18 protein-coding genes and 4 pseudogenes are annotated in these 22963 nt (G+C 66.8%); 10 read left to right on the top strand and 12 right to left on the bottom strand.

What is annotated here, in order from left to right:
- Positions 1 to 79 precede the first annotated feature (79 nt).
- The 5 genes and pseudogenes from PX52LOC_RS11700 to PX52LOC_RS11720 form a co-directional block, all read right to left on the bottom strand.
- Entirely contained in the window at positions 80 to 817 is a 738-nt protein-coding gene (locus tag PX52LOC_RS11700) for a 2OG-Fe(II) oxygenase (RefSeq protein WP_149110270.1), read from the bottom strand.
- A 75-nt stretch (positions 818 to 892) separates the two neighbouring features.
- The gene (locus PX52LOC_RS11705; protein WP_149110271.1) at positions 893 to 1342 is read right to left on the bottom strand and encodes an ester cyclase; all 450 of its coding nucleotides are present in this window, start codon (positions 1340 to 1342) and stop codon (positions 893 to 895) included.
- Between the two features lie 129 nt (positions 1343 to 1471).
- Positions 1472 to 2053 (bottom strand): annotated as a pseudogene (locus tag PX52LOC_RS11710) (methylated-DNA--[protein]-cysteine S-methyltransferase); the annotation flags it as partial.
- A gap of 1222 nt (positions 2054 to 3275) precedes the next feature.
- Positions 3276 to 4817: pseudogene (locus PX52LOC_RS43810) on the bottom strand (serine/threonine-protein kinase); the annotation flags it as partial.
- A gap of 13 nt (positions 4818 to 4830) precedes the next feature.
- Complete coding sequence (locus PX52LOC_RS11720) at positions 4831 to 5439, bottom strand: RNA polymerase sigma factor (RefSeq protein WP_149110274.1); 609 nt, start codon at positions 5437 to 5439, stop codon at positions 4831 to 4833.
- 257 nt (positions 5440 to 5696) lie between these two features.
- On the opposite strand from PX52LOC_RS11720, the gene PX52LOC_RS11725 reads away from it, so the two are divergent.
- Complete coding sequence (locus tag PX52LOC_RS11725; protein WP_149110275.1) at positions 5697 to 6614, top strand: GGDEF domain-containing protein; 918 nt, start codon at positions 5697 to 5699, stop codon at positions 6612 to 6614.
- A 488-nt stretch (positions 6615 to 7102) separates the two neighbouring features.
- Here PX52LOC_RS11725 and PX52LOC_RS44410 read toward each other — a convergent pair whose 3' ends face one another.
- On the bottom strand, positions 7103 to 7366 hold the full coding sequence (locus PX52LOC_RS44410; RefSeq protein WP_449280335.1) for a hypothetical protein: 264 nt from the start codon (positions 7364 to 7366) through the stop codon (positions 7103 to 7105).
- A gap of 72 nt (positions 7367 to 7438) precedes the next feature.
- On the opposite strand from PX52LOC_RS44410, the gene PX52LOC_RS11735 reads away from it, so the two are divergent.
- The 5 genes from PX52LOC_RS11735 (at position 7439) to PX52LOC_RS11755 (ending at position 13846) form a co-directional block, all read left to right on the top strand.
- Positions 7439 to 7816 (top strand): hypothetical protein, encoded by a 378-nt coding sequence (locus PX52LOC_RS11735; protein ID WP_149110277.1) that lies wholly within the window; start codon positions 7439 to 7441, stop codon positions 7814 to 7816.
- A 17-nt stretch (positions 7817 to 7833) separates the two neighbouring features.
- Complete coding sequence (locus PX52LOC_RS43280) at positions 7834 to 10410, top strand: efflux RND transporter periplasmic adaptor subunit (protein ID WP_149110278.1); 2577 nt, start codon at positions 7834 to 7836, stop codon at positions 10408 to 10410.
- 636 nt (positions 10411 to 11046) lie between these two features.
- The gene (tnpC, locus tag PX52LOC_RS11745; RefSeq protein WP_149110279.1) at positions 11047 to 12441 is read left to right on the top strand and encodes an IS66 family transposase; all 1395 of its coding nucleotides are present in this window, start codon (positions 11047 to 11049) and stop codon (positions 12439 to 12441) included.
- 72 nt (positions 12442 to 12513) lie between these two features.
- Complete coding sequence (locus PX52LOC_RS11750; RefSeq protein ID WP_149110280.1) at positions 12514 to 13656, top strand: IS630 family transposase; 1143 nt, start codon at positions 12514 to 12516, stop codon at positions 13654 to 13656.
- Complete coding sequence (locus tag PX52LOC_RS11755; protein ID WP_149110281.1) at positions 13643 to 13846, top strand: hypothetical protein; 204 nt, start codon at positions 13643 to 13645, stop codon at positions 13844 to 13846. The genes PX52LOC_RS11750 and PX52LOC_RS11755 overlap by 14 nt, the downstream gene beginning before the upstream one ends.
- Positions 13847 to 13853: 7 nt before the next feature.
- Here the strand turns inward: PX52LOC_RS11755 and PX52LOC_RS11760 are convergent.
- Positions 13854 to 14400 (bottom strand): annotated as a pseudogene (locus PX52LOC_RS11760) (flavodoxin family protein).
- Positions 14401 to 14499: 99 nt separating this feature from the next.
- Between PX52LOC_RS11760 and PX52LOC_RS11765 the strand changes: the two are divergent.
- Complete coding sequence (locus PX52LOC_RS11765) at positions 14500 to 14793, top strand: PQQ-binding-like beta-propeller repeat protein (RefSeq protein WP_246173699.1); 294 nt, start codon at positions 14500 to 14502, stop codon at positions 14791 to 14793.
- 164 nt (positions 14794 to 14957) lie between these two features.
- Here PX52LOC_RS11765 and PX52LOC_RS11770 read toward each other — a convergent pair.
- Positions 14958 to 15625: pseudogene (locus tag PX52LOC_RS11770) on the bottom strand (terminase small subunit).
- A gap of 479 nt (positions 15626 to 16104) precedes the next feature.
- On the opposite strand from PX52LOC_RS11770, the gene PX52LOC_RS11780 reads away from it, so the two are divergent.
- Entirely contained in the window at positions 16105 to 17820 is a 1716-nt protein-coding gene (locus tag PX52LOC_RS11780; protein WP_149110284.1) for a leucine-rich repeat domain-containing protein, read from the top strand.
- A gap of 223 nt (positions 17821 to 18043) precedes the next feature.
- Here PX52LOC_RS11780 and PX52LOC_RS11785 read toward each other — a convergent pair whose 3' ends face one another.
- Positions 18044 to 19900, bottom strand: a complete 1857-nt coding sequence (locus tag PX52LOC_RS11785) for an SAP domain-containing protein (RefSeq protein WP_149110285.1) — start codon at positions 19898 to 19900, stop codon at positions 18044 to 18046.
- A gap of 177 nt (positions 19901 to 20077) precedes the next feature.
- Between PX52LOC_RS11785 and PX52LOC_RS40400 the strand changes: the two genes are divergently transcribed.
- Positions 20078 to 20434, top strand: a complete 357-nt coding sequence (locus PX52LOC_RS40400; RefSeq protein ID WP_168218928.1) for an outer membrane protein assembly factor BamB family protein — start codon at positions 20078 to 20080, stop codon at positions 20432 to 20434.
- 96 nt (positions 20435 to 20530) lie between these two features.
- Here PX52LOC_RS40400 and PX52LOC_RS11795 read toward each other — a convergent pair whose 3' ends face one another.
- The 3 genes from PX52LOC_RS11795 to PX52LOC_RS11805 form a co-directional block, all read right to left on the bottom strand.
- Complete coding sequence (locus PX52LOC_RS11795) at positions 20531 to 20821, bottom strand: hypothetical protein (RefSeq protein WP_149110287.1); 291 nt, start codon at positions 20819 to 20821, stop codon at positions 20531 to 20533.
- A gap of 439 nt (positions 20822 to 21260) precedes the next feature.
- The gene (locus PX52LOC_RS11800) at positions 21261 to 22277 is read right to left on the bottom strand and encodes a hypothetical protein (protein ID WP_218575336.1); all 1017 of its coding nucleotides are present in this window, start codon (positions 22275 to 22277) and stop codon (positions 21261 to 21263) included.
- A 97-nt stretch (positions 22278 to 22374) separates the two neighbouring features.
- Entirely contained in the window at positions 22375 to 22722 is a 348-nt protein-coding gene (locus PX52LOC_RS11805) for a hypothetical protein (RefSeq protein ID WP_149110288.1), read from the bottom strand.
- A 4-nt stretch (positions 22723 to 22726) separates the two neighbouring features.
- Between PX52LOC_RS11805 and PX52LOC_RS11810 the strand changes: the two genes are divergently transcribed.
- Positions 22727 to 22951 carry a hypothetical protein gene (locus PX52LOC_RS11810; protein WP_149110289.1) on the top strand — a complete coding sequence of 75 codons (225 nt, stop codon included), beginning with the start codon at positions 22727 to 22729 and terminating at the stop codon, positions 22949 to 22951.
- Positions 22952 to 22963: the final 12 nt, after the last annotated feature.

The following is a 22963-nucleotide window of genomic DNA, read 5'->3' on the forward strand; positions in this document are numbered from 1 at the left end:
ACCCGGTCTTCATCCTCTTTCAACGTGATTTTGAAGTCATTCTCGTAATACGCCTGACCGCCCTCCGCAATCCAAGTAGTCATGCGGCGTCATGGAAGATGATTCCGAGAGTGTGTCGGCTCCCGGAACGGACGCGGCTGACGCCGTGCTTGAGGTTCACTCTGTAGCTCCCACGGCCGCCCTGTACCGGACGATGACGAACGGGGAAAATGACACCATCTCCTCGTCGGAGCGGCACGACCTCGACACGCGATTGCATCCGCGGGCGCTGCTCCGTGAGGACGAACTCTCCACCGGTGAAATCCACTCCCGGTTCGTTCAGCAGGATCGCCACCTGAAGTGGGAAGACGTGCTCGCCGTACACGTCCTGATGCAGGCAGTTGAAGTCGTTCGCGCCGTATTGAAGCAATAGCGGCGTTGGGCGTGGTTGACCCGCCGAATGGCACCGCTCGATAAAGGCGACATGCTCCGCTGGGAACCGAACGTCTATCTCCATCGTCTCGTTCCAGCGATTAGCAATCGGTGCCAGCCGGGGGTACATCGACACTCGCAAGCTCTGCACGACCTCGGGCAAAGGGTACGTGAAATACTGGTACTCCCCCCGGCCAAACCCGTGCCGGGACATGACGACCCGGCTGCGGAAGAGGGCGTCGTCCGAGTACATCTGCCTGATCGCTTCGCACTGCGCCGCCAATAGAAGCGAGGTAACAACCGCACACCCATGCGTGTCCAGTTCACGGGAAATAGCGGTCCAGTCGAGGGCATCTACGCGGTCACCGACGCTTTTGCTCGGGAGCGGTTGTGTGGCTCTGCTCATGTGGCTTACCGTTGTCTGTTGATAAAGATGCCGGGCCTGAGCATCCCAGACCCGGCAGTGGTGGATTGCAGAACCTTACTTGACGCGAATCAGGTCGAGCTGCTGGAGGGCCGTCACCCCGTCGTCCAAACCGACCTCTTCGGTGATCTGGCCGTTAACGACTTTGAGCACAGTGGTCCCGGTGAAGAACATCTTGCGGCCCGTCGCCGCCGGCAACGATCCGATGAGGAAGTCGCTGAAGGCTGGGCCGGTGTGGGTGCCACCGCCTTTCCAGCGGCCGACCACGTAATCGCCCTCGGCGATGAGGTCCGCAGCGCCCGAGAATGCCAAATCCGGGAACGCCGCGCGGAAGTCCGTCATGAACGCCTTGATGTCTTTGCGTCCCCGCCGTGGCGCGTGCAGCGAGTATTGGAGCAGCATGTCGGGGGCAGCGAGTTCGTCGATGATCCGGAGGTCGCAAGTCTCTCCCCAGAAGCTCGTAAACCAGCGGCCCACGATGGCCTTGTTGGTTTCTTCTTTCGTCATGATCGTTCTCCGTTGGGCGTGGGTCGGGATGGTGGCGGGGCACGATGCTTGTCCGCCTTTGAGTCGTGAACTTTACCGAGACGTTTTCCCGCCCGCGCTCCACTTCTTGCTTTCCAATTGGGATCGCGATCAACTCGCTGGGCGGTCCCGCCGAAGGAGTTCGACCTTGCGCTCGACGCCCCAGCGATAGCCGGAGACGGACTCGTCGGATCGAACAACCCTGTGGCAGGGAATGGCGACCGCGATGGAATTCGCGCCACACGCCTGAGCGACAGCCCGTGTCGCTGTGGGTTGTCCGATTCGCCCCGCGATCTCCGCGTAACTGACCGTCGAACCGAAGGGAATCTTTTGCAGAGCTTCCCAGACCCTGATCTGGAATGACGTGCCGCGAATGTCGAGCGGCAGGTCGAGGCCGAGGGCAGGGTTTTCGACGAATCCGACAACTTGGGCGACCCACTGGTCAAAGGCCTCGTCACCACCTGTCAGCTCGGCATCCGGGAACCGGTCCTGAAGGTCGCGTGTCAGATCCTCCGGAGCATCGCCGAGGAAGATGGCGCACACCCCCTTGTCCGAAGCCGCCACGAGGATCGAGCCGAGCGAGCACTCGCCGACCGCGAACCGAATGTCGGCCCCCGCTCCACCATCCCGGAATGCCGATGGCGTCATGCCGAGCTGTTGGGTCGAGGTGGCGTAGATCCTTGGCTTCGAGTTTCGCCTCGGCGCGGGCAGTCCAACTCAGTTCGTCGGTCGGCTCGCGCTTGAGCGCCTCGGCCTCGTCGGCCGCGGCCGCGGTCGGGTCGGTCGGCCGCAGGCATTGCGCGCGGTAGAAGTAGACGCGCGTCGGACAGTCGGGGCACTTCAAGGCGGCGGTGAACGCATCGGCCGCGTCGCGGACTTTCCCCCGAGCCTGCAACACGCCGCCCCGGAGGATCTGAACGTCGGCCGAGTCTGGCACGAGTCGGTTCGCCTCGGCGTAGTCGGCGAGGGCGAGGTCGAGCTTCCGTAGGCGGGCGAGGGCGATCCCGCGGTTCACCCAGACGGGCGCGAAGTCCGGGCGGTGGGACACGCACGCGGTGAAGCACATGGCCGCGAGGTCGTTCTGTTCCAGGGCCAGGTGATTCATGCCGCGGACAAACCACGACGAGAAGTTGGTGGGGTCAGCGGCGGTGGCCGCGGCCAGTTCCGGGGCCGCCTGCCGGTGCCGGCCCTGGTGGTGGTGCCAGTACCCGAGCAGGTAGTGGTCGCGGGCCGACGCCGTCGGCGTACGGTCGGCCTCCGCGGCCGCCCGGTCGGCTTCCCCCGGTCGCCCGGCGAGCCGTTCCAGGTCTGCACGCTGCGCCCGCACCGCCCGGGGAATCCGGTCTGCCCCGTAGCCCGCGGCCAACCCGTTCCACCGGCCCGCGTCCGCCAGCCGCGCCGCCCGCTCGCCGTCGTCCGTCGTCAACTCCGCCCGACGGCCGGCCGCCTTCGCCATCAGGTAGAACACCTCGCCGAACTCGTCCCGGAGGTTCGAGCGATCCTCGGCCGGAAGGTACCGGATGAGCCGCGATCGGTCCCAGTCGGCAGGCACGTTCTCGGCGTCGGTGGAAATCTCGTAGCGGGCCAACGACGCCCGGCACAATTCGATGCCGCGGTCGAGGCTCTCGCGAGTTTGGTTCCGGTCGTCGAGGAGGGCTTGAAGGGCGGTCCGGTCGCGGGCGGAATCGGCGAGGGCAATGCGGGCTTCGAAGGCGCGGGACCGTTCGCGGACGACGAACGCCCCGCCCGCCGTCGCGGCCAGGACGATCAGCGCGAGAACGCCGACCGACGTTGCGGACGCCAGCCGCGGGTGCCGTCGCCGCCACTTCCCGAACCGCTCGCGCGCCGAGTCGTCCGGGGCGTGCTTCAGCGGCAGGTCGGCCAAATGGCGGGTCAGGTCTTCGTGCAGGTCGCGCGCGGAAGCGTATCGGTCGGCCGGGTCCGCGGCCAAGCACTTCGCCACGACCGACGCCACGGCCGGCGAAACCATCGGATTGTGAGCACTCACGCGGGGGGACCCGCCCCGTCGGGCCTCGATCATCTCACGGACGACGGTATCGGTTTCCCCGAGCACATCCGCAAACGGCCGCGATCCGGTGAGCATCTCGAACAGGATGATCCCAAGCGCGTACACGTCGGCCCGGCCGTCGGTGCCGCCTTCGTCACGGGCGTACGCCTCGAGTTGTTCCGGGGCCATGTACGGGAGCGTTCCGCCAACCACCCGGCGGAGCGGGCCGCGGACCTTGGTGTCCTCGGCGATGTTGAAGTCGAGGAGCATCGGCACGCCGTCGTCGGTCAACAGCACGTTCGCCGGTTTCAGATCGCGGTGGAGAATGCCGCGGTCGTGGGCGTGGGCCAACCCGGCGGCGAGGTGGGCGACGACCCAGACGACCGCGTCGGGGTACGAGAGGGCGGCGAGCCGTGCCCACATGGAGTCGGCCGGCCGGCCATCGGCCCCCGCTTCCGGCCCGGCCGGCGACACTTGTATTTCGGGAGCGGCCAGCGGGCGGTGGGTGCCGTTCCTGGGATCCGACCGGGTCACGGTCTGGCCGAGCCGGACCGTATCGACGAGTTCCTCGCCGGTGGTCGGGAGGTCGCCGCGGGCGCGGATCTCGGCGAGGACGTGGGCCAGCGTGCACCGGCCGAAGTACGGCATGCACACCGCCTGCACGCCGTCGGCTTCGTGGGCCGAGTAGATCGGAACAATATTGGTGTGCTGCAACTGGGCGAGCGTCTGCGACTCGGCGAACAGCCCGCGGGCGACCTTGAGGGCGACGAGCCGGCCGGCCAGGTCGCCTTGGCGGGCGAGGTAGACGCGGCCGAACGCCCCCCGGCCGAGTTCTTCAATCAGGTCGAACCCGAGGAACCGGGTGTGGAGATCGGGGAGGGCGGACGGGGGCGAACCGACCGCCCGACCCGAAGCGGGCGGGAGCGAACCGGGTTTACGGCCATCGACGGTCGGCAAGTTTTCCACGGGCGGCCGCGGCGACGAACCCGGGTTCAAGACCGAGGTCCGCAGTTGCTCGATCCGGGCGGCCGGCAGTGGGGTAACGGCACTGTCGCCGGGGAACGGATCGCGTGGCTCCCGGTCCGCGTTCGAGTCCACCGGCCAGCCGGTGACATCGACCCCGTACCGGCGGGCGTAGTCGGCCGGACCGACCGACTCACCGCCGCACTTTCGCAGCCGGTAGTCCTCGAACGCGAGCCCCGCGCGGGCGATGGCGTTCTCGCGCAGGGCAGGGAACGCGGCAAAGTAGTGCTCGGGCGGACGGGGTGCCCCGCGACCGCGGGCGTACTCCATGTCGAGCCGCGCGAGTTCGGTCAGTTCGGCGAGGTGGTGAGGGTGGTCCGGCGGGAGGAGGAAATCCGCCAAGTCGGCCGTCGGATCGAGGCGCAGCTGGACTTCGAAAGCGTCGAGCAGGTCCGAGCCGAGGTCCGGATGGGCGGGTAAGGTCATGGGCGATAACCATTCAATGACGGAACAGCTCGGTGAGTTGATTTCGGGCCTGTTGCAACACCCGCTCTACCGTCCGCTTGGCCCGGCCGATCCGGTCCGCGATTTCGTCGACCGAGTGGCCGGTCATCCGACAGGCGACGATCTCCCGGTCCGTCTCGTCCAACCCGGCGAGGTACTCCTCGACCATCAGCCGGAGCAAGGCGGCGTTGGTTTCGTCCTGGTCGAGTAAGTCGCCCGGGGGCATCGCGTCGGTCGCCAACGTCCGGCCCACGTTCCGGCAGGCCGCCTGGTGGAAGGCGACTTGATCGCGGACCTTGTTGACGGCCAACACGAACAGAAGCCCCCACAGTTCACCGCCCGGGGGGACGTCGTAGAACTTCGTCCGGACGCCCTCGTACAGCACCCGGAAGACGGACTGAACGATGTCGTCCGGGTCGAACCGGGCGGCGAATGCGGGCGTGCAGCGGTCGGCAACCAGTCGGCGGAGGCGGACCGCGTACCGGTGGTACAGTTCCTGGGCGGCCGCCTCGTCTCCGCCCCGGACGAACCGCACGAGCGTGTGGTCGCCCGGCGGCAGGTCGCCGGGTGGCTGAACAGAGGTCTGCCGCACCAACTCGGGCATCCGACCGCCTCTGAAGAAGGAAAACGGCGTACGACGACCGCACCCGCCAAATCCCCGGGGATGTTTGCGGCAAGTGCGTCCGATGAGAATGCCAAGTGCGCCTTCTTACCTACTTAGTTCACCGGTTTGAACGTGTAAAGGAGAAGTTGTGAATATCGGAAAAGTCAAGCCCGCGTCAGAAAATTGACCTAGACTTCAACGACTGGGCCTGTCCCGGGCAGGACAATGATGCGCCGCTTAATATCCGGAGTTGAGTCGTGGCCCGCGCAACCAGGGTGATTACCGCCGCCGACCTGACCCGGACCGAGGTCAGCGAACAGTCGATGGACCGCCCCTCGGGGCACCTCGTCAATGCCTCGCTCATTTACATTTACCCAAAGTCGTTTCAGTCCGGTCAGCGGTACGTCATCGGATCGACACCGGTCACGCTCGGCCGGGGCTCCGAGTGTAAGCTATCGATCCCGGACACGTCGGTATCCCGGTTCCACTCTCGGGTTGAGATCGGCGCGGACGGGCGCCACCACGTCACCGACCTGGGCAGCACAAATGGGACGTTCGTTAATAACACCCGGACGACGGAAGGCCCGCTCGCGGACGGCGACTACCTGCGCGTCGGGAACTGCATCTTTCGATACCTCTCGGGCGGCAACGTGGAGGCCGAATACCACGAGGAGATCTACCGCCTGACGGTGCTGGACCCGCTCACCGGCGTGTTCAACCGTCGCTACTTGATGGAGATACTGAACCGCGAAGTGGCCCGGTCGGTGCGGTATCGTCGGCCGCTCGCGGTGGCCCTCTTCGGCATAGACTTCTTCAAGGTGGTCAACGACACCCACGGCCACATTGCCGGGGACATGACGCTGCGGGAACTGGCGGCCCGAGTGTCCGGATTGATCCGAACGGACGAAGTGTTCGCCCGGTACGGCGGGGAGGAGTTCGCCGTCGTGATGACCGAAACGGCGCGGGAGCGGGCCGCGGCATTCGGGGAGCGGATCCGGGCGGCGGTCGAGGCGATTCCGTTCACGTTCGAGGCCCAAACCTACCCGGTGACGGTGAGCGTCGGGATCGGCACGACCGATGGGGCCGAACCGACCACACCGGAGGAGATTCTTCGGCGTGCCGACGAATTGCTGTATCAAGCCAAGCGACTGGGCCGCAACCGCGTCGTTGTCTAACCTGCTGATCTGCCCTTCCAATCCTTACAATTCATGCATCCAAACATTTTTTGACATCTACCTGAGATTTTTTTGGCGGATTCGTGCCGCGTGCGTCGTTTTCTAGTGTAGCTGGAAGAGCTTACCTCATGCTCATCCGGCCCCACGGGAGGTCCGTCCATGCCCGTGATTCATGCGATCACCAGCACTGCTGGTGCCGTTGAACCGCTCGTTGTGGCGGGTAGACCTTCGTGCTGGCAGGAATGAAGTGCGGTCGAACGCCGGAAAGTTCGATGCTGCAACGATTCCATTTCTCACGACCTTGAAGCGTTCGTAGTTTGAGGTGTCTCGACTCATTGTTGGAGTCGTGTTTGTTGTATTGAGTCGTACACCTCACCGATTTGGATGAACGACTACATATAACCGGAACGGCCCTCGTATCGGGTCGCCGGGCCCTTACACCCCCGGGCATGGGCTACCCCGGCGGGCGGATAGACGTTGCCCAGTTATTAATATGGAGGCCCGTCATGGGTCAGCAATCGAAGCGGTTCACCATCGTGCGGCTGGAAGAGCGGATCGCCCCCGGGGCGATGGGCGGGTACACCCCGAGCTGCGATACCGGCGGCAGCCACAAGGGCAGCCATAAGGGGAGCAAGAAGGGCAGCCACAAGGGCAGCCACAAGGGCAGCAACAAGGGCAGCAACAAGGGCAGCAACAAGGGACCCAAGGGGTGTCCGGTTCCCCCGCCGCCGTGCCCGACGTACCCGCCGCATTGCTCGTAATCTCGGTTCCCGGCTGCGGGGCACTTTGCCCCCGGCCGGGGTCTTTTCTCTGGAGAGCGTGTCGTGACTCTGCCGACCTGTCCACACTGTCGCCCCGGCCCCGAGACGTATCGGTACCTCGGGCGGTACGAGTTCGATGTGGACGCCGCCCGCGGCCTCGTGGCCGACGGCCGGGAGCCGGTCGAGGTGGACGACGCGAGTGTCCGCTACTGGCTCGAAGACAGCAAATTGCACGACCAACACTTGGACCACGTGGACCCGCGGTTCCCCGGCATCCTGGCGCACGTCTGGTTTAATGACGGGATCGCCGAACACCACGGTCACGCCCTCATCGACGGCAACCACCGGGCCGCCCGCTGCCTTCGCGACGGCCGGCCGTTCTTCGCCCGCCTGCTTACGGAAGCCGAGAGCCGGGCGGTTCTCACGGACACCGCGTCGTAACACCCGGACTGACTCCCATGCCGCCGCCCGCCCGCTCGTTGCCCCGCCGCCGCGCGGACCTCGTCGTTCGACCGCTCGGGGAGCGGGGCCGGTACGTGGTCAAGGACCCGCGATCTGGGGCGTACTTCCAGATCGGCGCGCACGAGCAGTTCTTACTCGACCGGTTGGACGGGGTGCAGTCGCCGACGGCGGTCCGCCGGGCGTTCGAGCAAGAGTTCGGCGAGCCGCTGACGGACGACGAGTTGGATCAATTCCTGGACGCGGCGCACGCCCAGTCCTTCCTCACCACCGCCGGTGCCGCCCCGCCGCCTGTCACCGACCGCCCATTCGGCCGGGCGACCGCCGCCCTCCTCGGGCAGGCCACCCTCGATCGGTACCCGGTGGACGACGGCCAGCCGCCCGTGGCCGCGCCGCAGGCCGCCCCGCCGCCGGCCGCGGCCACGCCCATCAAGGAAGGGCAGAGCTTGCTGAACTGGCGGCTGTCGTTGTACGACCCCGACCGCCTGTTCGCCCGGCTGGTCCCGCACCTCGGGTTCGTGTGGACCCGAGGGTTCGTGGCCGTCAGCGCGACCGTCGTGTTCGCCGCCGCGTGGGTGCTCGTCGCAAACTGGGGCGAGCTGGTGACCGGGTTTTCGTCGGCCGCCCGCTGGCAGACCGTCGCCGTCGCGTGGGCGACGGTGGTCTTCGTCACGGTGTTCCACGAGTTCGCCCACGGCTTGACCCTCAAGCGGTACGGGGGGGAATCGCACGAACTCGGCGTCCTCCTCCTGTTCTTCGTCCCGTGCCTGTTCTGTAACGTGACCGACGCCTGGCTCATCCGCGAGCGCAAAAAGCGACTGTGGGTGACGCTGGCCGGGGGGTACTGCGATTTGTGCGTGTGGGCACTGGCCGTGTTCGCGTGGCGGCTTACGCCCACGGACGGGCTGCCCAACTTCATCGCCTTCGTCGCCCTGTCGGTCCTCGGCGCGCGGGTCATCTTGAACTTCAACCCGTTCATGAAGCTGGACGGGTACTACCTGCTCAGTGACTGGTTGGAGGTGCCGAACCTGATGCACCGCGGCCAGGACCGGGCGAAGGCCCACCTGCGCCGGGCGCTCTGGGGGGCACCCCCGCCCGACGCGGACCCGCACGGCCGGGCCGTCACCACCTACGGCCTCGTGAGCTACGCCTACGCCCTGACGTTCCTCTCGCTCATGGTGTACGGGCTGGTGCGGTACCTGTGGGCGTTCGTCGGCCCGCCCGGGGTGGCGGCGGCGGTCGGGCTGGCGGCCGTGCTGTTCAAGAGCCAGCTCGCCGGGCTGGCCAGCGGCGAGGTGCGGCGGATGATCTTCGGCCGGCACAGCCGGACGGCCGTCTGGCTGGCCGTCCTCGGCGGGCTGGTCGCGGTGGGACTGGTGCCCGTGTCGGACCGCGCCGGTGGCACGTTCCGGGTGCGGGCGGTGGCCCGGGTGGAACTCCGCGCGCCGGCCGCCGGGGTGGTGCGGGAGGTGTTCTTCGAGGAAGGGGACGAGGTGCCGGCCGGGGCGGTGGTGGCCCGGCTGGAAGTGCCGGACCTGGCCAGCCGGCAAGCTCGCAAGCGGGCCGAGGCCGCCGAAGCCCGGGCCAAGTTGCAACTCCTCGAAGCCGGCCCGAACCCGGCCGAACTGGCCGAACTGACCGACCGGGTGGCCCGGGCGGAGCGGTGGCACGGGCTGGCCCGGGCCGACCTGGACCGCGACCGGGCGGCCCACCAAGAAGACCTACTCCGGCTGGCTGCAGCCGTCGCCCGCAGCGAGGCGGAAGTCAAGCAGGCCGCGGCCACCCTCGACCGACTGGCCGCCCTGCGGAAGGAGAAGGTTGTATCGGCCGAGGACTACGACGCGGCGGCCGGGCGGGCGGCGGTTTGTCGGGAGCAACTCCGCCAGGCGGAGGCCGAAGTCCGGGCCGTCCGCACCCGCGGCACGGCGGTGTCCGAGACCGAACTCGCGAAGCGGGCGAAGGAACAGGCCGACGCGATCGGCACGCTGGCGGTGCTCAAGGCCGGCCCGCGGAAAGAAGAAGTCGCCGCCGCCCGGGCGCACCTCGCGAGTGCCGACGAGGAGGCACGGTACCTGGACGAACTCGCCGGCAAGCTGACCGTCCGCACCGCCCGCGGCGGGCTGGTGACGACGGCCCGTCTGCGGGAGCGGGTCGGCCGGTACGTGCAGGAGGGCGAACTGCTCGTCGAGGTCGAGGACCTGGCGGCGATGGAGATCGAGGTGACGCTCCGCGAAGGACCCGCCGCCCGGGTGCAGCCGGGGCAGACGGTGGCCGTTCTCCCGCGGGCGTTCCCATTGCACACCCTCGGCGGGAGTGTCAGCCGGGTGGCCCCGGCCGCCCGCCGCCCGGGCGAACGGCCGGACGCCGTGTCCGGGACGATCGCCGCCCCAGCGGCCGCGGCCCCAAGCCCCGACGCCGAGGGTCAGGTCGTCGTCTGTTGCACCCTGGCCGACAGTGACCTGCGGCTGCGGCCCGGTATGACTGGGTACGCCCGCATCGAGTGCGGCCGCCGCCCGCTCTGGGCTGTGGTCAGCGACGGGGTACTGCGAACGGTGCGGATCGAGTTCTGGCGGTGATGGCCCTGTGGTAGCCATCATCAGATAGTCGTGGCAATTGAAGGGCTGAAGCGTTCCGGCCGTACGTAACGGTATTCCGGAGGGGCCATGTTCACGCGAGCGTTGACAGTAGCGAGGCGGTGGTTAACAATCACCTAGACAATAATTGTTCAAACGGATTGTTTTCTCGCGGCCGTTTCGCACACGAACGCTCATCGAGAACGCGGGTTTCCGGAATGCCATTAACTTAAGCCGGAACTCTTCAACCAATCATCTTTTTCACACCTGTTGTAGCAGGTGAACAGTGGCCGTGGCCCATTCCCCGCGCTGCTGAAGTTCATCCATGATCCCCTTCATACCTGCCACGGTCCGCCTGTCCGTTACCAGCACTAACCGCTCGGCGTTCGGGTACAGGTCCTCGGCCAGCTACCTCAGCACCTCGGCGAAGTCCTTGGCCGTCCGCCGCTCGGTCGGCATGAAGGCTACATCTGGCAGGACTGACTGGAGCATTAAGCAAATCCGGCTTACGGCGGGGTGTTCGCCGACCCGGTCGCGTTCGACAAGAAGCTGGACCTACTCTACCTGTGCACTCCGGCGACCGTAGCCGTTCACCAGGGGTAGCCGGATTTCGGTAGCCCCCGTATCCCATCTGGCGGCATGACGCCCCCACCATCCCTACCTCCGGACGTGTTCGATGACCTGCCCCCGGCGGTGCAGGCGTACATCCGGTACCTCGAAGCTCGGCTATCTTTCCTCGAAGCTCGGTTGAACCAGACCTCCGCGAACTCGTCGAAGCCCCCGTCGTCCGACCCGCCGCACGCCAAGCCGGCCCCGCCGAGGACGCCGAGTGGAAAGCGGAAGGGCGGCCAACCCGGCCACCCCAAGCGGACCCGCCTCGACTTGCCCCCAGACGCCATCGTCGAACTCCGCCCCGTCGCATGTGACCAGTGTTCGCACGCCCTCGTCGGCGACGACCCTGCGCCGCTCCGCCACCAGGTCATCGAACTGCCGTCCGTCCGCCCAATCGTGACCGAGTATCGGCGGCACCGGCTGGCGTGCCCGAGCTGTGGACGGGTAACCTGCCCGGCATTGCCAGCGGATGCCCGCGGCGGGTACGGTCCGCGGGTCCAAGCGGTGTGCGGTCTGCTCAGCGGGGCGTATCGCGTCGGCAAGCGAGGCGTGGCCCAGCTCTGCCGAGATCTGTTCGGGGTGCCGATCAGTCCGGCCGCCGTCTGCGACCTCCAGCGGAAGATCGCGACCGCCCTCGAACCCGTTGCCCGAGCGGCCCATGCCCATGTCGCCGGGAGGCCCGCGAACGTGGACGAGACCGGGTGGCGAGAGGGTCGCAGGCGGGGCTGGTTGTGGGTCGCCGTGACCGCCTCGGTGACCGTGTTTCTGGTCCGCCTGTCCCGCGGCCGGGCCGTCCTCGACGACCTGATCGGCGGCGACCTCGGGGTGCTGACCACCGACCGATACTCGGCCTACGGTCACTTGGCCGCCGACCGCCGGCAGGTCTGCTGGGCTCATCTCCGCCGGGACTTCCAGGCGATAATCGACCGGCGGGATGCCGGCTCGGTGATCGGCAAGGAGTTGCTCCTGCACGCCGACATCCTGCTCGGGCATTGGAAGCGGGTGCGTGACGGGACGCTCACCCGCCGAGGATTCCGGCAGACCTACCTCGGGTGGGTCCGTGACGAGATCCACTCGCTCCTCGATCGCGGGATCGGGTGCGGGTGCGCGATCACGGCCAGGGTGTGCCGGGAGTTGCTTGCCGTCGAGCCGGCCCTGTACACATTCGCCGCCGTCGAGGATGTCGAGCCGACGAACAACGCCGCCGAGCGGGCGCTGCGCCATGCCGTCTGCTGGCGGAAGACGAGCTACGGGACCGACTCGGCCGACGGGAGTCGGTTCGTCGAGCGGATCCTCACCGTGGTGGCTACGTGCCGACGGCAACGGAGGGACGTATTGGAGTTCCTGACCGGGTGTGCCCGTGCGACTCAACAGGGCACCAACCCGCCGTCCCTCCTCCCGTCGCTCGCCATCGCTTCGTAGGCCGTCACACAGCCAAAGTAGTATCCCCTCTCACTAACAAGTGGTATCGTGGGTGGTCGGAGGGCCTCTGCCATGCGTCCGTCAGTTACGTTCGTTCGCAACCTCTCGGCCGCGGACTCGCAAGTGCTGACCGCTGGCCTTCATTCGCCGGACGCCTTCACCCTTCGCAGGTGCCAAATCCTTCTAGCCAGCGCGCGAGGCCACTCACCCGCAGTGATCGCGGACTTCGTCGGTTGCACGCCTGCGGCCGTCCACAACGCCATACGCGCCTTCCAATCGGAGGGGCTGAGCAGCGTGACGAAGAAATCGAACGCTCCCAAGTGCCCTCGGCGGGCTTGGCCGGCGGACCGTGACAACGAACTCCGGCAGCTCCTCCATCAAAGCCCACGAACCTTTAGCAAGCCGCGCAGCCTGTGGACGCTAAATTTGATCGCGGAGGTGTGCTTCGAGAGGAAGATTACGGATCGAAAGTTGTCGGGAGGTTTGATCGGCAGAGTTCTGACCCGGATGGACATTAACTGGAAGCGTGCTCGGGACTGGATGACTAGCCCGGACCCCGAGTACGCGGCCAAGAAGGCCCGCCGGGACGAACTACTCCGACTGTCCGCCGAGCACCCAGAGTGGGCCATCGGATTCGAGGACGAGGTGTGGTGGAGCCGAATCGCCCAGCCCAAGGTGCGGTCCTGGACCGAAGGCCCGCCACTGAAGGTGCAGGTGCTCAAGTCGGAGGACGGCGACCCCGATCCGGACGCGATCGCATGCTACGGTTTCTACCGCTACGACACCCGAAAGGTCACAGTGCGGTTCGTCGAGGGGCGGCCGGTCGGGGACATCACAGTCCAGTTCTTGAAGTGGCTGTGCAGGGGAGCGGCCGAAGAGGGGAAGAAGGTCTTGGTGGTGATCTGGGACGGCCCGTCATGGCACACCGCCGAGGCGGTGACCGGGTGGGTGGACGACCAGAACCGACGTGCCGAGCGAGGTAAAGGGGTGCGTGTAGAGCTATGCGAGCTGCCCGTGGCAAGCCCGTGGCTGAACAACATCGAGCCGTGCTGGACGCACGCCAAGAAGGCTGTGATGGAGGCGGATCGGAAGCTCACAGCAGCAGAGATCACAGCTCGGGTGTGTGCGCATTTTGGATGCGAATTGCTTCCTTATCTCAAGATGACCTCGCCAGATGTCGTAGAGGGCACCAACTCAGTCAATGCAACACCGTGAACGGATACCCGGCGACCAAGGGCCGGACGAAGGCATCCACAAGGCGGCCGAGGGCCTGTACGACTTCCTCCAGAAGGGCGGGTCGAAGAACGTGGTGTTCCGCGACGCCAAGGGGCTGGGCCACGAGTGGCAGACGTGGCGGATCGCCTTCCATGACTTCGGCCCACTTCTGTTTCAGCCGAAGAAGTAATCCGTCGTCACCCCGGCAGCATCCCCGATTCCGGCTTGGCGAGCGGGTGCTGGTCCTTCCGGCCGTCGGCCACGACCGCCACCCACTCGGCCAGCCGCCGCCCCAACAGCTTGCACGCTTCCTTGCACCTCGCCATCCCTCGGCTCCCGCGCGGCCACGGCCCCGTAGTGACATGTGGTCATCTTCCCGGCGTAGTCTGTTACCCCGAACACCAGGAACCCGAAGTTCATCAGCACCATCTGGAGGGACTGGCAAGCGATCTCGGACCCGCCGCCCCACCCGCCGCTGGACGAGAACGCGCACGCCACCTTGCCCCAGTAGTCGAACATGGCCTCGTCCCAGAACCGCTTCATCTTCCACGACAGTACGCCCATGTTGGTCGGACTGCCGACGGCCAAGCCGTCGCACCAGTGGACGTCTTCGGGCGATGCCACATCCACCTCCCGTAGGCGGACCTCCGTACCAGGGATCAACCCCGCCCCCTCGGCGACCAGTCTCGCCATCGTCGCCGTGTTTCCGCTGGCCGAGTGGTAGAGAACCAGAACCTTACCCATCTGAACCTCTCGGCAGTAGTTTTGAACCTGATTTACAAAACCAGTTAGTAGTTTACCTTTTGGACCCGTTCCTACAGCCGTGAGCACAGGATGCTCAGCGTGACAAGCGCCGGAGGGAAGTACGACACGAGTGACGCATGGACCCTCCGCTACGAGGGCTACATGACCACGCCGGTGGTGGTGGACGGCTATGCATACGTTCTGGACAAGGACAAGCGGTTGCTTTGCATAAACCTGAAGACCGGTAAGGAGGCTTGGGGCACAGACGAGCGGTTCGGCGATTACTGGAGCCTGGTCGCCAACGGGGACAAGATTCTCGCTCTCGACAACCGTGGCGTGCTGTACCTGCTTCGGGCCACCCGTCCCGCGTCCCGATGCTGCTGGTGTCGGTGAGCAAGCCCGCCCGCTCTTCCTACGCGGTGAGGCTGGCGAACTTCTCCCTCATCTCGTGATCCGAGTGGAGGAAGGTTTACTTCGAAGCCCTGGAAAACAAGCTCAACCAGTCACGTTTGCCGGCCTCGTCTTGCAACGAAATGTTCCCCCAGTTCCCCACATGTTCACCCCGTGAGGGGCTGCACAATATTGCCCCCTAACACGGTGAGCAGCGGGTCTTCGAGGACCCGAGGAGCGGCCTTTACTCCGAGCGATTCCCGCAAGATCGTTGTGACTTGTTGCTGCAAGGCGGGCGGGAGCATGCCGAGTAGGGCTTCAAGTTGGTTATCCTTCGCCGACAGGCCGAGGTGTTCGAACAGCTGGACGAGGGCGGGCAACTTGGGGTGCAGCTTGTACTCGACGACTTCCTCCGTCCCACCGCCCGGCAGGTCCCGCCGGCGGATGCGGACGGACTGGACGGCCTTGCGGGCCACGCGGGGAACGTCGCGGGCCGACTTCGGGGTGGGCAGCCCCGCGACGGTGAAGTCGAGGACGTCGCCGATGTCGGAGAAGGCGAGGGCCGCCAGTTCGTTGACGACCTTGTCCGCGGTCAGGTACGCCCGTCGGCGGCGTGCTGGGCGGCACGGACTTCCGCCCGCACCTCGGGCGTCTTCAGCAACTTCGAGGCTTCCACGCACGCGGCGTTGTACGACCGCGGGCGGCCCGTCGCGGTCGTCCGGCCGAACGCTTCCAGGTAGGCCCGCACGGCGTTGTGGTCGATCACGTACTCGTCCACGAACCGCCGCAGGCGAGCCTCGCGGGCCGTGTCGGAAGCGTCGGGTTCGGTGGACATGGTGGGCGTGCCCCGCAGAAGGACGGACGCCCGATCTTAGGCTTTCTTAGGTGCCCCCGGCGATGGTGGTGGGAAGCGGGATGAGGGATGAGGGATGAGGGGTGTCAGGCCGTGTCGAAGGATCTTGCGACGGTTAGGACATAGGGGGCCGTTCTCGAGCCGGCCGCAAGCGGCGAGTTGGGTGATCGCGAGTTCGTTGTCCGTATCCACTCCCGGAGCCCGGTCAAGGTCCAACGATTGTCAGGGGGAGGGTGTGGAGGGACTACATCGACCTCAGTCCGCGAACAGCGCCCTATACGGGTCAACCGGGAAGCCCACTCCGCCCCTCCTCACCCCTCTCCCAGGAATGTGGTCGGCGATCCGTGCGGATCGCTCCGCACGGATCGCCGACCATGTCACGGGCCGGGGTTGAACCCCGGCTGGCGGGCGATATTCTGGCGGTCACTGCCCGGATCGCGGGCCTCCCAAGGGGTGACCGCATGGCCACGGGAAAGACGACTTCGCAGACCCCCAACTCACCTTTCTCGGTGCACGGCCGCGGGTCGATGTCGGCGGCCGAGTTGGGCACGGCCCTCGCTGGGCTCAATCGCGTCGCGACCATCACCGTGAACGCCTCGGGCGGGGCAGACGACGGGTCCGTGTACCTCACCGCCCGAGGGGCGTCCCTGGGGTTCGACTTCGACCGCTGGCCCGTCGCCGAGGCGGCGGCCGCCCTCGCCCGGGTCGCGCGTGCCGACACACTGGCTGTCCGAATGACCGGCCCCGGCCCGCTCTCCCTCCAACCCCTGTTCACGGTCCGGGGGCTGAAACTCATCCGCGTCGAGCACGACTCGCACGCCAAGCAGGAACTGGACTGGACCGGCCTGTCCACCCAGACCGGGTTGCGGCGGCTGGAGGTCCGGGCGGGTGTTCTGCCCGAGGGCTTCTGGCGGGAGCTCGGCACGTTGAAGCAACTCCGCGAGGTTCAATTGTGGTGGCCGGAAGGCGCCCGATCGAACCCCGGAAGCCTATCGGGCATGACGGGATTGAAGAAGCTCGCCGGGGTCTGCCTGTTCGACCCGATCCCGGCCGCGTTCCGGGCCCTCGGCCGTTGCCCGGCCCTCGAAGAGGTGCACGTCGACCAGTGCAACATCGACGACACAGCGGCGGCCGGAATCGGGTCGGTCGCCCGGCTCAAGAACGGCCACCTCTGGAACGCCGCGTTGTCGGACGCCGGGATGCGCCGCCTCTGCCGGTGGCCGCGGGTCCGGTCACTGACCCTGGGCGAGAACTCCGACAACCAGCCACCGATCACGGCGGCCGGGTTCAAGGCCTTGGGCCGCCTCACGACCCTGGAACGACTCCACCTCCAAGGGTTCGACCATGTCGCCGCGGCCGGGTGGGCGGTGTTGCGGGGCCTGCCGCGGCTGAAACATCTGAAGCTCTCGACGAGCCCGCCGTTCGACGTGCTGGACGCGGTCGGACCGCTCCGCCGGGTGGAGGAACTGCGGCTGTCCCACTGCAACGGCGTGGGCCCCGCCGGCTACCGGCAGCTGGCCGCCATGCCCCGACTGCGGTCGCTCTCCGTCCGCGCTCACCGCTCCGCCCCGTACTACGTCCCGCTGGACGAGGTGGCAGGCCTCCGCCGGCTACGGTCGCTCGCCCTCGCTGGCCTCCATAAGGCGACCGACGCGCAGGTGGCCCGATTGATCGCGCTGCCCGACCTGGAGGCGTTAATCCTGCACGAGGCCGAGAAGGTCACCGACCAGGGGGTCGCCCGGCTCGCGGGGCTGCGAAGCCTGCGGGTGGTGGTGCTGAACGCGCTGCCGAAGCTGACCGACGGGGTCATCCCAACCCTGACCGGATTCCCGCGGCTCGACACGCTGTCCCTACGGTGCACCGGCCAGGTTACGGACGCCGGGCTTTCCGGCCTGGCGGGCGCCGGTCGGCTACGAACGTTGCACCTGGACTACGCCCGGAACCTGACCGGGGAAACGCTGCTCCGGCTCGCCCGCAAGTTGCCCCTGGAGGAACTGGCGGTCGCCTCGTCGCCGCACGTGACCGACGACCACCTGCTCGAATTGACCGGCCACCCCACCCTAAAACGGGTCCGGTTCTTCGAGTGCAAGCACGTCACCGAGGGCGGCCGACGGGCGGCGGCGGAAGCCCGGCCCGACTGGGAGCCGCCAGCGTTCAATTCCTTCGACCTGCTGTAAGCAGACGGGTGCGACTTGCAATGTCTTCGCCCGCTGGTGCGTCGATGGCAATTCCCCGCGAGCAAGGGGAAACATCTCCGGCAACAGTGTCGGAAAACCCTCATTTACAAGTGATTCTCGTGCAGGAGATGGTAGCGATCTCCGGCACCATCGGCCGAAAGGTGAGTACGTGCCCGTTGACCGGGACGCACGGGCGCGTACTCACCTCTGCGGGGTTTACACGTCACGCTAAACTCAACAGCACCTCGGCCCTATCCTTGTCGATCACCGCCGTACAGTTCAGCAGTCGTACCGGGAATGCCTTCTCCGGCTCGGCCGCGGCCCACCGATCGGCCAGGTACCTCAGCCCTTCAGCCGTAATGAGGGCGATGTCCCAGTTCGTCCGGGCCTTGTACTTGTACGCGAGGTTGATCGACTGCGGGGTGAACGCCGGCGCGATCACGAGGAATCCGATGGGGTTCTTCCCGGCTGCCTGTTCCTTCCGCAGATACCCGTCGAACTGGCCGTCGAGGTAGTCCTGGAGGTTCACCGGCCCCTCGGCCGACTTGCAGTCGAGAAGGAGGGTCTGTCCGCCCTCGAGGGCGAGCCGGCCGTCGGCCTTGTTGTCCTTGCGGGTCATGTCGCACGGGACGCGGAGGCGAACGTCGAACAGGAACGCGGTCGCGTCCTCGAACTGGTGCTCGATGTCCAGGTCCTTGGTAATGACCTTCTTGGCCCGGAGTTCGGCGTACGCGCGGCCGGCCAACAGTTCGTAGTTGGCGTACCACACCTCGCGGGGGTCCTTCGTCTCGCGGGCTTCGAACGTGAGGTCGTCGTAAAACTCGATCAGCCGGCTGATCAGTTCGGCTTTCGCCCCGCTCGTCTTCAGCCCGAACCCGCCGCACATGGCCGAGAGTTTTTCCTTGTCCAGGGCGTTCAGGAGTTCGGACGGCTTTGCCCCACTGGCGACGACCCGCTCGATAAGCTCGGCCTTGTTCCCCGCCCGCTCGCCGCCGGCCCGGTGGTTGACGGCCCGCAACTCGGACGCAAGGATGGCGTCGTGAGACGCCAGGCGGCGGAAATTGACCGTCTGCAACTCCTGCCCGGCGTACTCGCGGCGGATCACGGCCGCGATCTCGGCCGGGATGACGTCGATGTTCTGGTCGTCGTCGTTCTTGTAGTTCCACAACAGGCCCAGCCGCTGGAGTTCCTTACGGGCCTCGTTGATCTCGTCGGGGCTGTGGAGGACGCATTTCGCCTTGGGGAACCGCTTGAGCAGGGCCCCGATCGTCCAGTGGTCCTCCATCGAGATGCCGAAGTGGGCCCGGAGCACGCCGAGGAGCCGGGCCTCGTCTGGGGATATGGTCCCGTCGTTCCCCCACGCGGCGTCCAGTACGACCTGGTACGTGTCGAGGCAGTGCCACCAATCGGGGTCGGCTTTCTTCAAATCGGCCAGGTCGAGGGCCTTGGCCCGCTTGACGAGCAGCTTTTCGAACTCCGCGACCTTTTCGTACAGGCGGTATTCGGGTGTCGAGTGCGTTTCCTCCTGTAGCAAGACGGCGAAGATGACGGCCTTAAGGTCGTTGGTCCCGGTGCCCGGGGTGTTGATGGCATCCAGCACCCGGTTCCGATCCGCGAGCTTCGACGCCTCGGCGAGGATAAACTTCGTAAGGTCTTCGTCCTCCTTCCCTATAGGGAGCTTCTTCGCGTCGAGGTAACTCGTCAGTAGGCGGAGCTTCGTCTGCTTGAGCATGTGGGGTGCAATGTCGGCGATCCGCTTGCACACGTCCCGGCGCCCTTGGAGTCGCAACTCCACCGCGTCCGTTCGGACGGGGCGTTTCTTCCGCCGGAGGCGAGCGACCTTCATTGTCGTTTGTTCGCCACCCGGAACGGTCAGGTCAATGGACTCGACGACCTCGACCTCTTCCCATTCGCCCTCGTCGGCCGCGTGGGCGTCCTGATCGCCTGACTCGGTGGGGGACGCGGTATCAGGCGTGCCGATGGTCGGTGCATCGATGGCCGGTTCAGAGGCCGCCGCGATGGGGGGCGGAGGATCGTTGTCGGTGATCGGAGCGGGCGCAATTTCTTCAGTGGTGGTCACAGCTTCCTCGCTGTCGGTTCGTGGTGTACAACTTGCAGAGATTGGAACAAGTCACCACGGCCGTGGCAAGAACATTCTCAACATCATGTGATAGATTGTCGGATCGACAGCTCGGCGAAGAAATGCGCTCCCGGGCCGTTCGAATACCCCATCGTCACCACACCGGAGGGTTCCGCCGTGCGGCAAATCGACCAACTGATTTTCGTCGGCCTGAACGGGTACGCCGTGGCCCTGGACCGGGACACCGGGGCCATCGTCTGGTCGTGCGACGAGATGAAGTCCGGGTACGTGACCCTGCTGCTCGACGGCGACCGGCTCATCGTCTCGACGAACGGGTACCTGTACTGCCTCGACCCGCTGACCGGCCGGGTGCTGTGGAACAACCGGATGGCCGGGTACGGCGGGGGCACGCCGACGTCCCTCGTCTCCGTCCGCGGCCAGACGTCGCAGACGTTCCTCCAGCAGGCGGCCGCCGCGATCGCCGCCCAGCAGGCGCACCACCACGCGGCCGGTCCGGGGGCGGCCGGGTCGTGAACGGGGTATTTCGGCTAATTGACCTTGGAAAGTGCCGCTCCGGTGGACGAAAGTGCCGAAATCACACCCGCCGGGGTGCGGGCGCACCGCAGGCAATCAGTCCTGAGTCGATTGTTCGGCCCCGCTCGCGTCTTCCTTCACCTCGCCGATCTGAACTTCCAGGTCCTTGAGCTTCTTCTTGATCTCGACAAGGTCGCTGCGGTCCCGGCCCCAGCGGTGCGGGAGCTTCCGTTCCAGCCACCAGACGAGGTACTTCGGGTCCAGTTTGCGGCCGGCTTCGAGGACTTCGGCGACGGCCTTCGCCTCCGCCTCGGCCTCGCGGTGGTGACGGCCCGGTAGAAGTTGCCGTAGACGCTCGCCTGGTACTTGCGGCCCGACGTCATCCACCGCTTGAACGTGCGGGGGCTGACGTTCAGGGTGGCGCAGGCGGTGGAGCGGAACTGCCCGTTCAGGATGAGTTGGACGAACGCCTCGGCGACCTTGGCGGTCAGTTTCGTGGGCCGGCCGCGGCGGTTGCCGTCGGCGTCGTCGGGGTTCGGGCCCGGGTGGCCCTCCGGCGGGTCGACGTCGTCGGGCGGTTCGGGCGGGATGGCGGTGCTGCTCATGGGTCGGCTCGCGGGGCGGGGTCACACACAGGGTAATCGCCGACGGTAAAGCCCCTGCGGAGCGGGGACCGGATTTGAGCCGGATTGTTGCCGCGGGCATCGGCAGGCGGTGAGGCCAGTGGTCTCATGAACGCGGTCGGTTTTGCTTCATCAGTCGCGGCGAACGTCCCGGCCGGAGAGTACCACGGATGACCGACCGCAACCCGAACCATTCTCGACCACTAACCGATCGCCACTTTCGCCAGATAGATGCTCGTTTTTCCCTCGTGCGAGGAGTAATAACTGATCCACAGCAGATCGCCGTGCCAGACCAGCCCGGCGTAACTGCAATCGCCGCCCGACGGGAGGGGCAGTACTTCTCCCACCGTCCCGGTGGAGGGGTCCAGGGTGCAGACCGAGGTCCGAACTTTGCCGTCGTAGAGCCGCACGACGGCGACGAGACGGCCGTTCGGGAGCTCCATGAGGCTCGGGCCGCCGATCCGGGTGCCGGTGTCCTTCCAGGTCCATTCCTTGTACGGCGGCTTCGATATTCCGAGCTGACCTGTTAAAGGTGCCCCGTCCCGCCGTAGCAGGCACAGGCCGGTTTCATCGCCCCGGAACACGAGTGACGATTCGTTCGGATAGCCGCCCTGGAACAAGCCCGGCACCCACGCCTCGAACGTCTTGCCGTCGCCGCTACGGTACAGCCGGGCGGTACCCCGGGTGGTGCCGTCGGCCGTGCCATAGCCGACCCCGTAGGCCGCCCCCTTCTGCCACGTCACACGCCACAGCCAGTAGTCCGGGTCGCCCACCGGTACGGCCGCGGACCACGTTCGGCCGTCGTCCGAGAACCACGCGAGCGACTGGTGGCCGTGTTTACCCCCCTTCGGGTAGGCGACCGCCCCGCACAGCATCAGCTTGCCGGCCGGGGTCACGGTGACCTTGGCATCGCGTAGGTCCCCGCCGTCGAAGGTGACCCGCGCGGCCGACTCCCAGGCGTCCCCATCCTTCGAGGTCAGCACCCGAAGTGCGCCGTCGGACGAGACGTGCGTTTTCCCTTCGCGGAACACGCAGAACCATTCCTTCCCACGCCGGGCGAGGTCGGTGAAGGCGTTGTGCGGGGCCGAGTCCCAGATCTTGCGGACCCCGCGCAACTCGTACTTCGCCCCGTCCGCCGCAGATGCCCGCCTCGGGACCGACGACATTGCTATCCCCGCGGAAAGGCCGAGCATTTGCCGGCGGTTGATCACGTCGTTCATTCTCGCTGCCCTCAAAAGTTGGTTGAAGAACCTGCGATCCTCTGTCAGACGCCCGCCGCGGCCAGTTCGGGGGCCACCTCCGGCGTGACGTTCATTGCTACCCCCAGAGCCGCCACCACGGACGCCGCGGGGGTGGCGTGACGGCCGGCTCGCGGGCCAGTGACTCGACGCCCGCGTAGAAGCCGGCCGTGCTCTCTCCCTCGCGGCCGTGTTCCAGCAACTTGAACGGCCGGCCCAGGGGGTTGCAGCAGTGGCCGTTCGGCAGTTCCACCGCGAGCGGCAACCCGGCGGATCGCAACGGCCCCGCCAGCACGGTCTGCGAGGCCGGCACCCACCGCCCGCCGAGGGTCCGGACGATCACTTCCCCGAGGTAGCACCCGGCCCGCTCGGCCACGTCGCGGGCCGCCTCCTGCATCCGGGCGTCGAGCATCCCGAGGCCGGCCATCCCGGTGGTAGCCGCTGACCGCGTCGTCCGCCTGCGTCAGGCTGGCCGGCCGGTAGAGGAACTCGCGGTCCAGGGCGTCCGCAAACGACTCCGCGAGTCGCCGGGCGGCGTCGGGCGTCGAAGCGGGGTGGCGGACGTGTGCCATCGGGGCTCGACCCTTTCGGTGAACTTGCTCGTCATCCACCCGACGGCCCACGACGGCCGCGTACGGGTCGAACTACGCCCGTGAACCCACTCGTAG

The sequence above is a fragment of the Limnoglobus roseus genome (assembly GCF_008254045.1).
GTDB classification, from domain to species: Bacteria; Planctomycetota; Planctomycetia; order Gemmatales; family Gemmataceae; genus Limnoglobus; species Limnoglobus roseus.

What these genes read in the sequence shown, in the direction of transcription:
- PX52LOC_RS11700 (WP_149110270.1), bottom strand. Translation starts at nt 817, where the DNA reads ATGAGCAGAGCCACACAACCGCTCCCGAGCAAAAGCGTCGGTGACCGC.
- PX52LOC_RS11705 (WP_149110271.1), bottom strand. Translation starts at nt 1,342, where the DNA reads ATGACGAAAGAAGAAACCAACAAGGCCATCGTGGGCCGCTGGTTTACG.
- PX52LOC_RS11720 (WP_149110274.1), bottom strand. Translation starts at nt 5,439, where the DNA reads ATGCCCGAGTTGGTGCGGCAGACCTCTGTTCAGCCACCCGGCGACCTG.
- PX52LOC_RS44410 (WP_449280335.1), bottom strand. Translation starts at nt 7,366, where the DNA reads ATGCGGCGGGTACGTCGGGCACGGCGGCGGGGGAACCGGACACCCCTT.
- PX52LOC_RS43280 (WP_149110278.1), top strand. Translation starts at nt 7,834, where the DNA reads ATGCCGCCGCCCGCCCGCTCGTTGCCCCGCCGCCGCGCGGACCTCGTC.
- tnpC (WP_149110279.1), top strand. Translation starts at nt 11,047, where the DNA reads ATGACGCCCCCACCATCCCTACCTCCGGACGTGTTCGATGACCTGCCC.
- PX52LOC_RS11750 (WP_149110280.1), top strand. Translation starts at nt 12,514, where the DNA reads ATGCGTCCGTCAGTTACGTTCGTTCGCAACCTCTCGGCCGCGGACTCG.
- PX52LOC_RS11755 (WP_149110281.1), top strand. Translation starts at nt 13,643, where the DNA reads ATGCAACACCGTGAACGGATACCCGGCGACCAAGGGCCGGACGAAGGC.
- PX52LOC_RS11780 (WP_149110284.1), top strand. Translation starts at nt 16,105, where the DNA reads ATGGCCACGGGAAAGACGACTTCGCAGACCCCCAACTCACCTTTCTCG.
- PX52LOC_RS11800 (WP_218575336.1), bottom strand. Translation starts at nt 22,277, where the DNA reads ATGAACGACGTGATCAACCGCCGGCAAATGCTCGGCCTTTCCGCGGGG.
- PX52LOC_RS11805 (WP_149110288.1), bottom strand. Translation starts at nt 22,722, where the DNA reads ATGGCCGGCCTCGGGATGCTCGACGCCCGGATGCAGGAGGCGGCCCGC.